Genomic DNA, 15,448 nt, shown 5'->3' on the forward strand with positions numbered 1-15,448 from the left:
GCGAGCGTAACGGCCGATGTGGCCGAGTCTGGCCTGGTACCCACGTACGATCCGCCGTCGCGGTGCACCCGGCGTCCGGATCGCGCTCGGACCGGGTGCCTCGGGGCCTGAGGAGCGTGAGCCTCAGAACGCCCGCCGGATCAGCGGATGTCGGAGGCCCCTCGTATCTTTGTTCTATGAACTTCCCGGCTCCCTCGTCGCCCGCGGTGCGGCTGATGGATGCCGCGGCGCGCGTCGCCGAACGTGTCGGCGACGATGGCGACAGGGTGGTGCGGTTGGATGATGAGGGGCTGCTGGGGCTGCTGAGTGAGACGGCTGAAGCTCGCAAGGCGCTGGAGCTCATCGTGGCGGCGGCATCGGCCGAAGTGGCGAAGCGCTCCGCGCGAGACCTCGGCTACGGCGGCCTGGCCCAGCGGAAGGGGCTTCGCACCGGGACCGCTCTCGTGCAGCAGATCACCGGCCTCGGCCGTGCCGACGTCATCCGCGCCGTTGAGACCGGCGCCGAACTGGCGCCGACGGCACCCACATCAGGCGGCGGGGGATCAGACGACACGACCTCCGCACAGCCACCCGAATGGCTCCGGTTGTTGCGCGCCGCGCTGACGTCAGGACGGGTCTCGCAGGCACAGTTCACCGCCATACGGATCGGGCTCGGTGAACCACCGGTCGAGCGCTACCCGGAGGTCGATGCCGATTTCCTGCCTCACGCCTGGGCTCGCGCGGTCGACATGCTTCTTGACGAAGCCGGAGACCTTCCCGTCGAAGAACTGCGCAATCAGGCTCGCGTCGCGCGGGATCGACTGGATCCGGTGGGCGTCAGTCTCCGGTTCGAGGAGCGATTCGCCGCGCGGTCGTTCCGCACCTGGACCGACGAATCGGGACAACGGCACGGCCGGATCGTCTTCGACGATGAGGCAGCGGCATTCGTCGATGCGCTGCTGCAGGCGGCCCTGCGTCCCCGCCGTGGGCCGAGGTTCGTCGACGCCGACGCCGGCACGAAGACCGATGCCGAAGCCGACGACGAACGCAGCAACGAGCAACTGCAATACGACACGCTCGTTGCCGTACTGCGGACCGGAGCGCACGCCGACCCGCAGCAGGCATTCGGTGATCGTCAGCCCGGGGTGCGCATCCTCCTCGAGGCCGCAGCGATCAGCAGCGCGGAAGAGCCGGGTGAGATGGTGGTCAGGGGCGTGGGTCACCTCGAGGATGGTGGCGCCGCGCTTCCCGGCGGCGTGATCGAGGCTCGACTCTGCGACGCCGGTGCCGTCCCGGTCGTCTGGGGCGCCGACGGACGGCCACTCGACGTGGGCCGCGAACTGCGACTGTTCAATCGCAAGCAACGCATCGCGATCGCCGCTCGAGACGGCGGTTGCATGTGGCCCTCATGCAGCGCCCCGATCTCGCAGTGCGAATACCACCACGTCGAACACTGGTGGAGCGACCAGGGCCGCACCGATGTCGACGACGGCATCGCGCTGTGCCGGAACTGCCACCTCCGCCTTCACAATCAACGTTGGCGCATCTCACGACATCGGGATGCCGGCACGGATGCCGATACCTACTGGCTGCATTCGCCACCCGATGCCGCGACCGGAGAAGTCCAGGAGCCGGTCCGCCTGCGAACCAAGTCACCCACGCGCTTCCAGGCCGCGTGAGCCCGCCGCGAAACTGTGGTCACCGGCCGGTTCGCAGGCTGCCCCAGGCTAGTGGGCAGGCAGGGTCCGCGTCGGAGCGGCGCCAGCACCACCATCCATGAGGAGTAGTGCTCCGTCACGCTCCCGCCCAACTCGGCGACGGCATCCACGGCCTGTTGCACCTCGGAATCCGACCAGTCGCTGAACGTGCGGAAGAGAAGCCCGATGCCTGGACCGTCCAGCTCGAGGCTCCAACGGAACGTCGACACATCCTCCACCGCGAAAAGCCCGGACGCGGTCAGCATGCGGATCGTCGCATCCCGGTCCTCAGCCCACGCGTCGGGACGCGGAGCCGTCTCACGCGCCCGGACGATCTGGGCCACGCGGGAACGAAAGGGCGTCTCGGCCGCCTCCGGGTCGCCGAACACATGGCGCCACACGACGAACCGCCCACCGGGAGCCAGTGCGTCGTGAACCTTCGGGAGGACCACCTCGAGATCCATCCAATGGATCGACGTCGCCGCCACCACGAGGTCGAAGGCGGCGGACGCGAGCGCCATGTCCTCAGCGCGAGTGACACGCACGTCGGCTTGCGGGTAGGCATGCTGCAAGAGGCGTGCAAGCGTCGGTCCAGGTTCGACAGCGGTGACGTGAAGCCCCGCATCCAGCAGCGGACCCGTCGCCTGCCCGCTCCCTGCTCCCAGATCGAGGGCCGCACCACCCGGCCGCAGACGACCCAGCGTCCGCAGCCGCGCCCACAGCTCCGGCGGATAAGGCGGACGCGCCGCCCCATAGTCCGCAGCCCGCTCCTCGAAATACATGGGACCGCCCACGTCCACGAGCGTACGACCCGTGGCGGCCGCCGAACCCGTGGGACCGACCGACTGCGGACTGGAAGAGTAGGGGGGTGGCCATCACCGTCGTTCCGTACTCGCCCGATTGGCCGGCAAAGTTCGCGATCGTCTCCACGGACCTGCGGCGAGCCCTCGCCGACGTGCCGGTCGTCGCCATCGAGCACGTCGGCTCGACATCCGTTCCGGGGCTGGCCGCGAAGCCGATCCTCGACATCGATGTCGTCGTCGCCCGCCGCGATGTGCCCGCCGCGATCGAAGCGCTCGGGCACGCGGGCTACAGGCACCGCGGCGACCTGGGCATCACCGACCGCGAGTCACTCGCCGCGCCGGACGACGATCCGCCAAGGAACGTGTACGTCTGCGTCGACGGCACACTCCACCTGCGCAACCACCTCGCCGTCCGCTCGATCCTTCGCACACGACCCGACCTGCGGGACCGCTACGGCGCCGTGAAGAGCGAGCTCGCGGAGGACCCCGCCATGGACATCGACACGTACCTTGCACGCAAGTCGCCCATCCTGCAGGAGGTCCTCGCCCTCTCCGACCTCACCGACGACGAGAAGCGCGCCATCCTCGCCCTCAACAAGGGCGGCTGAGGCTTCCCACCAGGCGCGACATCCTTCGCATGCCCGAGCCGGCATACTCGTCGGTTACAGTCAACGAATGCACCGTCGTGTCCTCGCGCTCGTCGCTGCCGCGCTCCTGTTGTCCGGCTGTGCGGCGACCGATCCGACCCCCGCGCACACGAGCGCACCGCCGAGCCGCACAGCCGAGACGCCGACGGCCGCTCCCACGCCGACCACCGCGAGCGCGATCGTGCTCGGCTTGGACAGCCTCGAGATCACACAGGCCGGAGCGACCCGGGTGGTCCGCTTCGACACCCCGGACCCGCTGCTCGTGCTCGTCGAAGAGCTGACCGGCGTTCCTCGTAACGGCGAAGTCGTCGAAGACCCGTGGGGCAACGGCGACATGTGGGGCACCACCTACCGATGGGACGAGATAACCATCACCGTCCCGATCGACGGCCCCGCGAACGTCGCGATCCTGGCGGCGACTCTCGGCGGGATTCCGGTCCGCACGACCGAGGGAATCGGCGTCGGCGACAGTCGCGATGAGGTGCTCGCGGCCGGCGGGTGGGAGCACTGGGACGCCGACGGCGACGGCGTCTCCGACTACCTCGGGATCGACTCGCGGGACGCGCCCGACACGCAGTCCCTCACGCGCCCGGGTGAGGTCGGCCGGATGTTCATCCTCGCGGGGCTTGACGGCGACATCGTCTCGGAGCTGCAGAGCCCGTCCAACGACTTCTCCGACATCTGACCGGCCGCGAGGATCACGGCGCCGCCGCGGCATCCGAAACCCGCGCCTACTCCTCCGCAGCGCCGAGATCGGACTGGGACACGAAACGCGCGACCGTTCCCGCCACCCGATCGAGCTCGATGACGACCAGCGTGTTCTCACCGGCCTGCAGCGCCGCGGCCGGCACGTACAGCGTCCGCTGCGGACCGTTGCTCCAGTACCGACCGAGCAGGAACCCGTTGACGAGAGCGAAGCCCTTCCCCCACCCGGACGTGTCCAGGAAGAGGTCCACGGGCGCATCGAGAACGAACGACCCGCGCAACAGGAACGGCGCCACCCCGGATGGCGCTTCGACGACGGCGGAGGCATCCGTGATCGACGCGCCGAGCGCCGCGACGTCGATCGGCTCCGCCGTCCACCCCGTGAGCAGGACGCCGTCCAGCGTCACCGGACCGATGAGACCCTTCGGTTCACCGAGGCGCGAGGCATAGTTGACCCGCCCCTGCTCCTCGACGAGCACGCGCAGCCGGCGACCCGGCGGCGGCACCAGCGCGTTCTCGTGACGCGTCCGTGACAGCGTGCCGACCGCGACCCCGTCGACCGACACCCACGCCTGATCGCGCACCTCCCCGATCGCGAGCACCCCGCCACGCCCGCCGAGCTCCACCTCGTACGACACCAGGGCACTGAGGTGCCCGAGCTGCTCGAACGTGGGCGGCGCGTCGAACGTGGGCGGCACCTCGAACACCGACCTCGCATCCGACGCGACGGCGTCCATGTGCACCTCGAACGCCGGAGCGGCGGCGCTCCGCGCGGGCGCCTCATCGGGCACCGGAGCATACTTCGCGATCACGTCGCGGAACGCGAAGAACTTCTCGGTCGGGTCGCCGCGCTCGTCCAGCGGCGCGTCGTAGTCGTACGACGTGACGATCGGCAGATAGCGGCCCTTGTCGTTGGCGCCGTTGGTGAGGCCGAAGTTCGTGCCGCCGTGGAACATGTAGAAGTTCACGGATGCCCCAGCAGCCAGCAGCGCCTCCAGCTCGGCCGCCGAGTCCGCCGCCGAGGTGGTGTGGTGGTAGGCGCCCCACCAGTCGAACCAGCCGTCCCAGAACTCGGCGCACATGAGCGGCCCCGTGGGCTGGTGACGGCGCAGCGTCGCGAGCCGTTCCGTCGCGCGCGAGCCGAACGACCCGGTGAGGTGCACGCCCGCCACGCTGCCGTCGCGGAGCATCTGGTCGGTCGGCTGGTCGATGGTCGTGAGCGGCACCGTGATCCCGGCATCCTTCGTCACCCGCACGAGGTGCTCCAGATACGCCGTGTCGTTCCCGTAGGCGCCGTACTCGTTCTCGATCTGCACGAGGATGACGGGCCCGCCGCGGTCGATCTGGCGCGGAGCGACGATGTCGTAGACACGCTGCAGGTACGTCGTCACCTCGGCGAGGTACGACGGCTCCGAGCGACGCAGCCCGATCCCCGGCATCCCGGTGAGCCACACCGGCAGGCCGCCGTTGTGCCACTCGGCGCAGATGTACGGCCCCGGCCGCACGATCGCGTGCATGCCCTCGGCGGCGACCAGGTCCAGGAACGCGCCGAGGTCGTTCCATCCGGTCACGTCCCACTCGCCGCGGACCGGCTCATGGGCGTTCCACGCGACGTAGGTCTCGATCGTGTTGAGGCCCATCAGCCGCGCCTTGCGGATGCGGTCCGCCCACTGGCCCGGGTGCACGCGGAAGTAGTGGATCGCACCCGACAGCACGCGGAACGGCTCGCCGTCCAGCAGGAAGTCCGACTCTCCGATCGCGAACGATCGAGCGGTGGATGCCGCCGCCGTCATCGGGCCGCTCTCGTCTGCAGCACGGCGGCGAGACGCTCCAGCTGCGACGCGTCTTCGAGCGCCGATCCCACCGCCGCCACACGCACGCCGGCGTCGAGGAACTCCTCGACGTTGGATGCGTCCAGCCCACCGGTGGCCACGAACCGCACCTGCGGGAACGGTCCGCGGATGTGTCGGAACCAGCCGCTGCCGAGCCACGTCGCAGGGAACGCCTTCAGCCAAGTGAGGCCGAGCGAGACGGCCAGCTGCACCTCGCTGGGCGTCGCGACGCCGGGAAGGATCGGGATGCCGGCATCCTGCGCCGCGCGCACCACGACCGGGTCGAGCCCGGGCGAGACCAGGTACGCCGCCCCCGCCTCGGCGGCCAGCGCCACCTGCGCCGGGGTGATGATCGTGCCGGCACCGACGATCTTGCCGCGCTCGGCTGCGATCCGAACGACCTCGCACAGCGCACGCTCGTCCTCCTCGGTCTGCAGCGGCACCTCGACCGAGTCGATGCCGAGTTCCCACGCCGTCTCGGAGAGCCGCACCGAGCGCTCGACGCCCATGCCGCGCAGGATCGCCATGAGCGGTGCCGACGCGAACGCCGTCTCGAACCAGTCGGCGTGAGCCGCGGCATCCACTCGGTTCGTCACGGGGGTGGGCTGAGAGGTCATGCGGGCATCCTTCGTGAGTGGTGGTCGGTCGTTGTCCGAGGTTTGGGGCGTGTCGCGAGCGTTCGGGGCGCAGGCCGCGCGCCCCGAACGTTCGGGATGCGCCCCAAACCCGTGGTGAGGGGAGGCCGGCGACCCGAGCCCGTCATGAGGGAGCCGGAGCCCATCACGAGGGGATGCCGGCGGCCGGCGCGGGGTCGTCGATGGAGTCGGTCGTCGTCTGTAGGGTGCGGGCGGCGCGTTCGTGCCCCGCGCGCAGCCGCGCCCGGACGGGGTCGCCCGAGAGCCGACCCGCGAGGTATCCCCCGGCGAACGCGTCGCCCGCGCCGACCGCCTCGACGACCTCGACCACGAGCGCCGGCTCGAACACCTCCTCGCCTCGGACGAACGCCGTGGCGCCGACGTCGCCGTCCTTGACGATGAGCTCGGACACCTCGGGAAGCAGAGCCCGCACGTCGGCCGCCGCCGGCGTGCCCCACAGCGTCTCGGCCTCGTCGCGGCCGACGAGCACGATGTCGGCGCGTCGCGCGAGTTCGAGCAGCGCGGGCGCGGCCGTGGGGGCGTCCCACAGCGGCGCCCGGTGGTTGACGTCGAACGACACCGTCACGCCACGGGCCCTCGCGCGCTCGATCACCCGGGTGAGGAAGGATGCGGCAGACGACGAGATCGCGGCCGTGATGCCCGACACGTGCAGCAGGTCCACACCGTCGAACGACACGGCATCGGCGTCGGCCTCTGACAGGTGCGCGGCCGCGGACCCGCGGCGGTAGTAGAGCACACCGTTGCCGGGATCCTTCACGTACATGCCGGTGGGGTGCGCGTCGTCGAAGATGACCCGCGACACGTCGACGCCGCGACCCGAGAGCTGCCGGGCGATGCGGTGCCCGAGCGCGTCGGCGCCGAGCCGGCTGAACCACACCGCGCGGTGACCGAGCGCCGCCACGTGCGCGGCCACGTTGGACTCCGCTCCCCCGGCATCCAGCAGAAAGGCGTCGGCGTCCACCACGGGTGTTGCGACGACCGGGGTGACCATCGCCATCGTCTCGCCGATGGCGAGCAGGGTACGCGGCATGTCGCCAGCGTAGTCAGGATGCGGCATCCCTCACCCTTCCGGCCGCCGTCACCGCAGCTCGGTGACCGGCGCCGCGTCCATGTCGTCGAAGGCCTGGTTCTCACCGGCCATCGCCCACACGAACGAGTAGGCGGCGGTGCCGACGCCGGAGTGCAGCGACCACGACGGCGAGATGACGGCCTGCCGGTCGGCGACGACGAGGTGACGGGTCTCTTCGCGCTCGCCCATGAGGTGGATGACGCGTGCGTCCTCGGGGAGGTCGAAGTACAGGTAGCACTCGGTGCGACGGTCGTGGGTGTGCGCCGGCATGGTGTTCCACATCGACCCCGGATGCAGCTGCGTGACGCCCATCACGATCTGGCAGCTCTTGATGCCGTTCTCGTGGATGTACTGGTTCAGCGTCCGGCGGTTCGAGGTCACCTGGTCACCGAGCTCACGCACCGTGCCCTCGCCGGGCGAAACCAGCGCCGCCGGGTACGCGGTGTGCGCCGGAGCGGAGAAGAGGTAGAACTGCGCCCCTGATTCTCCCGAACCGGCAGCGTCGGCGAACGACACCTCGCGGATGCCGCGACCGAGGTACAGGCACGCACCGGTGACGAGCGTGTACTCCTCGCCGTCCGCGGTCACGGTGCCGTGTGCGCCGACGTTGACGATGCCGATCTCGCGGTGCTCGAGGAAGTAGTCGCTGCGGATCTCGGGGTAGCCGCCGAGCTCCAGCACGCCACCGGCGGGAACCGCGCCGCCGAGCACGATGCGGTCGTGGTGGGTGTAGGTGAGGCGGATCTCGCCGGGCACGAAGACGTCGGGGATGAGATACGTGTCGCGCAGCTGCTGGGTCGTCATGCCCGGGATCTGGGCGGGGTTGGTCGCGTAGCGCTGCGGGATGTGCGTGTCGGTCACGGATTCTCTCCTGGTTCTGCGTGTCTGTCTGGGGTGTGCTTGCGCGAGGGCGCGGCGATCAGCGGACGAGCCAGCCGCCGTCGACGGGGATGACGGCGCCGGTGACGTAGGAGGCGGCATCCGAGGCGAGGAACACGAAGACGCCCTGCAGATCGGATGCCTCGCCCCAGCGTCCCGCGGGGATGCGCGAGAGGATCGACGCGGCGCGATCCTCGTCGGCGCGCAGCGGCGCGGTGTTGTCGGTGGCCATGTAGCCGGGTGCGACCGCGTTGACGGTGACCCCGGCGGCGGCCCACTCGTTGGCGAGCGCCTTCGTCAGCCCCGCCACGGCGTGCTTGGACGCGGTATATGCCGGAACGAGAATGCCACCTTGGAACGACAGCATCGACGCCACGTTGATGATCCGCCCGCTGCCCTGCGCGAGCATGTGGCGACCGGCCGACTGCGAGAGGTGGAACACCGCGTCGAGGTTGATGGCGAGCACGTCGTCCCAGTCTTCGAGCGGGTACTCGGCAGCGGGTGACCGGCGGATCGTGCCGGCGTTGTTCACGAGGATGTCGAGGCCGCCGAGCTGCGCGATCACCTCGTCGACGGCCGCGGCCAGTTCGTCCGGCGTGGCCGAGACGAGATCGCGCTGCACCCGGTGCACCCGGCGACCGGTGGCAGCGATGAGCTCGGCGGTCGCGGAGGCATCGCCCCGGTCGAGCAGAGCGACGTCCGCGCCGGCTTCGGCCAGCGCGACGGCGGCCCCCTGCCCGAGGCCGCGGCTCGAGCCCGTGACGAGCGCGACCTTGCCGTCGAGGCGGAACGAGTCGAGGATCATGCGTAGGCCTCCTGGGTGGTCATCGGTCGTTGAGCGGAGAGCGCGCCAGAGCCCGCAGAGGATTCGGCGGAGCCCGGCGACGACGCTTCGACTCGCTCCGCTCGCTCAACGACCGAGGGGCGAGCGGGCGACGTTTCGACTGGCTCCGCTCGCTCAACGACCGAGGGGCGAGCGGACGACGTTTCGTCTCGCTCCGCTCGCTCAACGACCGGGGAGTGAGCGGGCGACGTTTCGTCTCGCTCCGCTCGCTCAACGACCGGGGGGCGCGAAGGGGCGACGAAACGGGTGGTGAGCTCACCGATCCGCGAGATGCGCACCGTGACCTCGTCGCCGTCGGCGAGCGGGCGGTGCGCGGCCTGCGCGGCGGGGAGCTTCTGCGGCGTACCGGTCGACACGACGTCACCGGGCTCCAGGGTCATCACCTGGCTCAGATGATGGATCACGTAGGCGACGCTGAAGATGGTGGTCGAGGTGGACTGCGACACGGTGACGACGCCGTCGCGCACGACCTCCACGAGCAGGTCCTGCGGGTCTCCGACCTCGTCGGGCGTCACGACCCAGGGCCCGAGCGGCGCGAACCCGTCGGAGCACTTGCCGAGCGCCCACTGACTCTGCCGGCGCTGCCAGGCGCGGTCCGACACGTCGTTGAGGATCGTGTACCCGCCGACGTGATCCAGGGCGTCCTCGAGCGACACCCGCTGCGCGCGGCGGCCGATGACGACCGCGACCTCGCCCTCGTAATCGACATCTGTGGCCCCCGGCGGGATCACGACCGGGTCGTTCGGGCCCGCGAGCGTGTTCGGGGTCTTCACGAATACATCCGGGTACTCCGGGTCGTCGGCGGTCGGGTCTACGCCGTCGGGCACGTGCCCGCGGTAGTTGTAGCCGAGGCACAGCATCTTGCCCGGCACGACCGGCGCGGCAAGCGCCGACGCGTCCAGCGGCGGCAGCGAGTCAGCGTCAGCAGCCGCCACGGCGGCCCGCGCCGCCGCCAGCGCCGCGGCATCTGTCAGCAGTCCCACGACCGACCCGGCAAGGTCGCCGAGATCCAGCACGCGATCGCCGGCCACGCCGGAGACGAGGGCCGCGGGCCTCGCCCCCGATCCCGACGCGTAGGTGACGAGCCTCACCAGTACTTCCTCCACTGCGGACGGGCGACCCGCATGAGCGCCTCCAGGTAGAAGTAGTCGCCCCACAGGGTTCCCTCGTCGACGCCGTTGCCCTTGGGCAGGTCGTACACGGAGTGCAGGATGAGCGCGTCGGAATCTTCGGGCGCGGCGGGCGTGTAGCCGGTGACGAGCGAGGCGAGGATCGAGTGGGCTCGGGCCGTCCACTCCGCGGCGCGCTCGGCATCCGTCTCGACCGCCGCGAGCTCCAGCAGGCCGCAGACCGCGATCGCGGCGGCGGAGCTGTCGCGGGGGGCGTCGCTGCCGTCGGTGTACACCAGGTCCCAGAACGGCACCTCGTCGGCCGGCAGGTGCTGCAGGAAATAGTCGGCGCAGCGGCGGGATGCCTCCAGCAGCCGTTCGTCGCGGGTGACGGCGTAGTTCATGGCGAACCCGTAGATGCCCCAGGCCTGGCCGCGCGCCCAGCACGACTCGTCGAAGGCGCCCTGCTCGGTCGCACCGCGCAGCGGCTCGCCGGTCTCGGCATCCCAGTAGAACGTGTGGAAGGTGGAGTCGTCGTCGCGGAGGATGTGCTCGCGCAGCTGCGCGGTGTGGCGCACGACCGCATCGGCGAAGCGGGCCTCACCGGTCTGCTCGTGCGCCCAGGTGAGCAGCGGCATGTTCATCAGGCTGTCGATGATCGTGCGGCCGCGCTGAGCCGGATCGGACAGGTCGCCCCAGGCCTGGATGATGCCCGCGGGCTCAAGGAACCGCCGCATCAGGTGGTCGGCTGCCAGCAGCGACGCGTCCCGGGCGCGCGGGTCGCCCACCAGCCGCCACGCGGCGACGGTCGAGAGCGTGTACAGGAAGCCGAGGTCGTGCGTGTCGAGGTCCTCCTCGGCGCGCACGCGGCGGTCGAAGTCGGCGACGTCGACCAGGGCCGCCTCACGGAACTCGTCGTCGCCGGTGAGCTCCCAGGCCAGCCACAGCATGCCCGTGCGGAAGCTCGTGGTCCAGCCGCGGTTCCCACCGAGCGGGATGCCGCCCTCGGCGGGGCGCAGGCGGTAGTGGTCGTCCACCGTCGTGTCGTCGGGATAGGCACCCCCGAACGTCGCGATGTTGCGCCGGATCGTCGACAGCGCCGCCGCGATGGCGGTGTCGGTCGAGAGGGCTCTGGTGCCCGAAGCGGGCGAGGTGGACGTCATGGAGGGGATCCTTCGGAGTGGGAGGAAGAGGATGCCGCGGCCTCAGGCGCGCGCGGCAGCCTTCTCGTCGAGGTCGAGCACGGGACGGAGGGTGAAGCGGGAATTGGTCCACGCGAGGTAGAGCGCCGCGGATGCGGTCAGACCGAGTCCCAGCGCCGGCGCCGCGGCGAAGACGGCGGCCTGCAGACCGAGCACCACGAGGGAGGCCGCGGTCAGGTACCAGCGGCGCAGGCTGAGGTAGAGGCTCGCGCGCACGACGTCGCGCAGGCGCGCGGTGGGCACCTCGGCGACCGCGACGAACGCGACGAGCCCTACCGCCACCACGAGCAGCGCGAGCACGGCGAGCAGCGGCACGGTGACGACGGCGGCTGCGGTGTTCGACAGCATCCGTACGTCGACCAGCAGCACCACGATGATCGCCGTCACCGCCGCGCCCAGCAGGAGGGCGCGCCACCACGTGTCTCGAAGCCCCGCCACGAACGCGCGGATGGGTCCGCGTCCGCCGTCGGAGTGCTCGCGGAAGGCGCGGAACGCGCCGACCAGGCCCGGGGCCGCGAGCGGCAGGGCCACAGCCAGCAGCGGCCACGAGTACATCGGGTCGGTCGTGACCAGCAGCACCACCAGCGGCAGGCACGCGACCACCAGCAAGAGGTTCACGATCAGACCGAGGTAGATCATTCCGATGAGCGACGCCCACGTCTCGTGCGAGACGAGGCCGCTGAGCTTGGCGAAGGTGCTCTGCTTCTTCATCGCGCTACCCCTTCAGTCCGCTCGTGGCGATGCCCTCGACGAAGTACTTCTGGCCGAGGAGGAAGATGATCGCGATCGGGATGACCGAGATCGTGAGGCCGGCGAACAGGAGGGCGTAGTTCGTGTCGAACAGGTTGGAGACGAAGCCCTTCAGACCCAGCTGGATCGTCCACAGATCGGGGTTGCGCAGGTAGATGAGCGGGCCCAGGTAGTCGTTCCACGTGTTGACGAAGGTCAGCAGCGTGAGGCTCGCCAGGGCAGGGATCGACAGGGGCAGCATGATCTTGCGCCAGATGGCGTACTCGCTCAGGCCGTCCAGCCGCGCCGCCTCGGAGAGCTCCTCGGGGATCGTCTCGTAGAACTGCTTCATGAGGAACACGCCGAACGCGCCGAACGCCTGCAGCAGGATGATGGCCCACAGGGTGTTGGACACCTTGAAGTTCGACAGCAGGATGAACTGCGGGATCATGTAGGACTGCCACGGCACGGCGATGGTGCCCACGTACAGCAGGAAGAGGACGTCGCGGCCGCGGAACCGCATGCGCGCGAAGCCGTACGCGGCGAACGAGCCGGTGAGCACCTGCAGGAAGGTGACCACGACCGCGAGGAACAGCGTGTTGCGGATCCAGACGAGCATGTTCGACTCGGTCCAGATGTTGACGTAGTTCTGCCACACCCACGTCTCGGGGAGCCACTTGACCGGCACCGAGAACACCTCGTTGGCGGACTTGAACGAGCTGAGCACCATCCACACGAAGGGTGCCAGCAGCCCGATGGCGAAGATACCCAGGGCGACGTACATCGCGATCCGCCCGAGCCGGCGGCCCGGCGTCATCCGCTCGGTCGGGATCGCCTCGGGCGCGGGCGGCTCCTCGGCGAGTTTGCGCAGCCCGCGGCGCGCGGCCGACGGCGGGGTGTAGTCGGCGACCAGGAGCTCGGCATCCCGTTCGATCTGCTCGGTCATCAGCTGCTCCGCTTCTTGTTCCACAGGAACTGGAGGATGGTGACGAGGAGGCACATGAAGAACAGCGCGACCGAGGCGGCCGACGCGTAGCCGAACTGGCTCTCTTCGAAGCCCTTGCGGTAGATGAACTGCGACATCACGAGCGTCGACTGTCCGGGACCGCCGTCGGTCATCACGAGGATCAGGTCGAAGATCTTGAACGAGTTGATGGTCAGCATCACGGTGACGAAGAACATGGTCGGGCGCAGGCACGGCAGGGTGACGTTGACGAACCGCTGCCACACGTTCGCACCGTCCACGCGCGCGGCCTCGTGCAGCTCGCGCGGCACCGTCTGCAGGCCGGCCAGGAACAGGATCATGTAGTAGCCCATGTCGCGCCACGTGCCGACGATCACCACCGCGGGCATCGCCCACTCCGGCGAGGTCAGCCAGCCGGGAGGGTTCTGGATGCCGATGAACCGGAGGAACTCGTTGATCGGGCCGTACTGAGGGCTGAACAGCAGGTTCCACACGACCGCGATCGCGACGATCGAGGTGATGTACGGAAAGAAGGCGGCGGTGCGGAAGAACGCGACGCCGCGCAGCTTGTTGTTGAGCAGCAGCGCGAGACCCAGCGAGACGACGATCGTCAGCGGGATGTGCAGCACCGAGTAGTAAAGCGTGTTGAGGACCGACACGCGGAAGCTGCCGTCGCCGATGAGGCGCTGGTAGTTCGTGAAACCGATCCAGTTGGCTGTGCCGAAGACGTTCCAGTTCGTGAACGACATGTAGAACAGCACGATGATCGGGACGAGCGTGAGCAGCCCGAATCCGAGGAAGTTCGGAAGGATGAAGCTCCACCCGATGAGGGTGTTGCGCAGCCGCAGCTTCGAGCGCCGGCGGCGCACGGGCGGCGGCGCGGCGCCGACCTCTGTGGCGGTGATGGTCGCCATGGCGGACCTCCAGTGGGTGGATGTGCGGGGGTGGCGGGCGTCGGGTGCGCCCGGCCGGATGGGCCTCCGACGGGCTCGGGGATCGGTCCCCGAGCCCGTCGGAGGAGGGACGACTCAGTCGGTGCCGACCTCGTTGGCGACGCGGTCCTGCGCCTCCTTGATGGCGTCGGCGACGGATGCCGAGCCCGACATGATCGCGGTGTGCATGTCGCCGAGGATGCCCTGGATGGCGGCCGCCTTGTTCGACGTCGGGTTCTCGGGGTGCACCTCGTGGGTCGAGTAGGCGAACTTCGACAGGTCGTCGGTGGGGGCGCCGTCGACCGAGAAGTACGTGTCGACGACCGCGTCGGTCAGCAGCGCCGGCGTGATGCCGATGCCGGCGAGGATCTCGGCGCCCTTCTCACCGGCGGCGAACGCCAGGAACTTCTTCGCGGCCGCGACCTTGCCCTCGTCGATGCCGGCGTTGATGCCGAAGCCGGTCGGGTCGCCGAAGGTCACCGGGGTGTTGTCCAGACCCGCCGTCGAGCCGTCGACCTGAGGGATCGGCGCGATGCCCCACTCGAAGTCGTCGGCGTCGCCCGAGGCCTGCTGGGCGATGAGGGTCGCGACGTACCACGTGCCCATCGGCATCATGGCCGCGTTCTGCTTGCCGAACTCGCCCTGGTAGGTGAGCTGGTTCGCCTTGGCCGTGTTGTAGTCGACCTGGTCGCCCGAGTCCTGAAGCGCCAGCACGTTGTCGTAGAAGGGTTCCATGTAGTCGTACTCGCCCTTGAGGATGTCACCGTCGGCCTGCGCGTTGGCGAAGCCCTGCACGGTGGACTGCCAGTTGTGCAGGTACGCGGCCTTGGCGCTGCTGCCCGCGGCGGTCAGGCCCGCGTTGAGGGCATCTGCGGCCTCGGCGTAGTCGTCCCACGTCCACGTGCCGTCGGGGTACTCGACGCCCGCCTGGTCGAAGAGGGCCTTGTTGTAGTACAGCACCCACGAGTCGTTGCGGTAGGGCACGGCGTAGGCGGTGCCGTCGACCTCGTACGAGCTGGCGCCGCTGATGCCGTCGGGCAGCTCGACATCCGACACGTCCAGGAGCTGGCCGCCCTCGACGAACGTCGGGACGAACTTGACCTCCTTCTGCGTGATGATGTCCGGGCCGGAGCCGGCGGCGAGGTCGGCCGTCAGCAGGGTGTTGTACTCGGTGGCGTCGTAGCCCTTGACCTCGACGGTGACGTCTGGGTTCTCCTCGTGGAACGCGTCGGCGAGCGCCTGGAACTCCGGCGTCGTGTCCAGGCTCCAGCCCGAGAGGGTGAGCGTGACCGGACCCGACGACTCCTCGGGCGCGGCCTCGCCGCTGCTGCTGCAACCGGCGAGAGCGAGCGTTGCGACCACGGCGATGCCGGCCGCGGCAGCGTATGAGCGCTTCATTCT

The 15,448-nt window shown here is 69.7% G+C and carries 15 protein-coding genes; 3 read left to right on the top strand and 12 right to left on the bottom strand.

The features are described 5' to 3' along the window. Nucleotides 1–176: 176 nt before the first annotated feature. On the top strand, nucleotides 177–1,658 hold the full coding sequence (locus tag C9992_RS10330; RefSeq protein WP_106815521.1) for an HNH endonuclease signature motif containing protein: 1,482 nt from the start codon (nucleotides 177–179) through the stop codon (nucleotides 1,656–1,658). Here C9992_RS10330 and C9992_RS10335 read toward each other — a convergent pair. Then, nucleotides 1,562–2,470: a class I SAM-dependent methyltransferase gene (locus tag C9992_RS10335; RefSeq protein ID WP_106815894.1), complete on the bottom strand. Its 909-nt coding sequence runs from the start codon at nucleotides 2,468–2,470 to the stop codon at nucleotides 1,562–1,564. The genes C9992_RS10330 and C9992_RS10335 overlap by 97 nt on opposite strands. 74 nt (nucleotides 2,471–2,544) lie before the next feature. On the opposite strand from C9992_RS10335, the gene C9992_RS10340 reads away from it, so the two are divergent. Both C9992_RS10340 and C9992_RS10345 read left to right on the top strand, forming a co-directional pair. After that, the gene (locus C9992_RS10340; RefSeq protein ID WP_106815522.1) at nucleotides 2,545–3,087 is read left to right on the top strand and encodes a GrpB family protein; all 543 of its coding nucleotides are present in this window, start codon (nucleotides 2,545–2,547) and stop codon (nucleotides 3,085–3,087) included. A 67-nt stretch (nucleotides 3,088–3,154) separates the two neighbouring features. Continuing rightward, nucleotides 3,155–3,811 carry a hypothetical protein gene (locus C9992_RS10345; protein ID WP_106815523.1) on the top strand — a complete coding sequence of 219 codons (657 nt, stop codon included), beginning with the start codon at nucleotides 3,155–3,157 and terminating at the stop codon, nucleotides 3,809–3,811. A gap of 46 nt (nucleotides 3,812–3,857) precedes the next feature. Here the strand turns inward: C9992_RS10345 and C9992_RS10350 are convergent, their stop codons facing one another. The 11 genes from C9992_RS10350 to C9992_RS10400 all read right to left on the bottom strand — a co-directional run bounded on the left by C9992_RS10350 (nucleotide 3,858) and on the right by C9992_RS10400 (nucleotide 15,445). Further along, complete coding sequence (locus C9992_RS10350) at nucleotides 3,858–5,624, bottom strand: glycoside hydrolase family 35 protein (protein ID WP_106815524.1); 1,767 nt, start codon at nucleotides 5,622–5,624, stop codon at nucleotides 3,858–3,860. Then, complete coding sequence (locus tag C9992_RS10355) at nucleotides 5,621–6,280, bottom strand: bifunctional 4-hydroxy-2-oxoglutarate aldolase/2-dehydro-3-deoxy-phosphogluconate aldolase (RefSeq protein ID WP_106815525.1); 660 nt, start codon at nucleotides 6,278–6,280, stop codon at nucleotides 5,621–5,623. Before C9992_RS10355 ends, C9992_RS10350 begins: the two co-directional genes overlap by 4 nt. Nucleotides 6,281–6,443: 163 nt before the next feature. After that, nucleotides 6,444–7,349: a sugar kinase gene (locus C9992_RS10360; RefSeq protein WP_106815526.1), complete on the bottom strand. Its 906-nt coding sequence runs from the start codon at nucleotides 7,347–7,349 to the stop codon at nucleotides 6,444–6,446. A 48-nt stretch (nucleotides 7,350–7,397) separates the two neighbouring features. Further along, nucleotides 7,398–8,249, bottom strand: coding sequence for a 5-dehydro-4-deoxy-D-glucuronate isomerase (kduI, locus tag C9992_RS10365; protein ID WP_106815527.1), 852 nt, complete (start codon nucleotides 8,247–8,249; stop codon nucleotides 7,398–7,400). 58 nt (nucleotides 8,250–8,307) lie between these two features. Then, entirely contained in the window at nucleotides 8,308–9,072 is a 765-nt protein-coding gene (kduD, locus tag C9992_RS10370; protein ID WP_106815528.1) for a 2-dehydro-3-deoxy-D-gluconate 5-dehydrogenase KduD, read from the bottom strand. Next, nucleotides 9,069–10,202, bottom strand: a complete 1,134-nt coding sequence (locus C9992_RS10375; protein WP_235008183.1) for a fumarylacetoacetate hydrolase family protein — start codon at nucleotides 10,200–10,202, stop codon at nucleotides 9,069–9,071. Before C9992_RS10375 ends, kduD begins: the two co-directional genes overlap by 4 nt. Continuing rightward, nucleotides 10,199–11,383: a glycoside hydrolase family 88 protein gene (locus C9992_RS10380; RefSeq protein WP_106815529.1), complete on the bottom strand. Its 1,185-nt coding sequence runs from the start codon at nucleotides 11,381–11,383 to the stop codon at nucleotides 10,199–10,201. Before C9992_RS10380 ends, C9992_RS10375 begins: the two co-directional genes overlap by 4 nt. A gap of 42 nt (nucleotides 11,384–11,425) precedes the next feature. Continuing rightward, complete coding sequence (locus tag C9992_RS10385) at nucleotides 11,426–12,133, bottom strand: ferredoxin-NADPH reductase (protein ID WP_106815530.1); 708 nt, start codon at nucleotides 12,131–12,133, stop codon at nucleotides 11,426–11,428. Nucleotides 12,134–12,137: 4 nt separating this feature from the next. Then, complete coding sequence (locus C9992_RS10390) at nucleotides 12,138–13,097, bottom strand: carbohydrate ABC transporter permease (RefSeq protein WP_160150868.1); 960 nt, start codon at nucleotides 13,095–13,097, stop codon at nucleotides 12,138–12,140. Then, nucleotides 13,097–14,029, bottom strand: coding sequence for a carbohydrate ABC transporter permease (locus C9992_RS10395; RefSeq protein WP_106815531.1), 933 nt, complete (start codon nucleotides 14,027–14,029; stop codon nucleotides 13,097–13,099). The genes C9992_RS10390 and C9992_RS10395 overlap by 1 nt, the downstream gene beginning before the upstream one ends. A gap of 114 nt (nucleotides 14,030–14,143) precedes the next feature. Beyond that, nucleotides 14,144–15,445, bottom strand: coding sequence for an ABC transporter substrate-binding protein (locus tag C9992_RS10400; RefSeq protein WP_106815532.1), 1,302 nt, complete (start codon nucleotides 15,443–15,445; stop codon nucleotides 14,144–14,146). Nucleotides 15,446–15,448 lie beyond the last annotated feature (3 nt).

Source organism: Microbacterium timonense, assembly GCF_900292075.1.
Taxonomy (GTDB): Bacteria; Actinomycetota; Actinomycetes; order Actinomycetales; family Microbacteriaceae; genus Microbacterium; species Microbacterium timonense.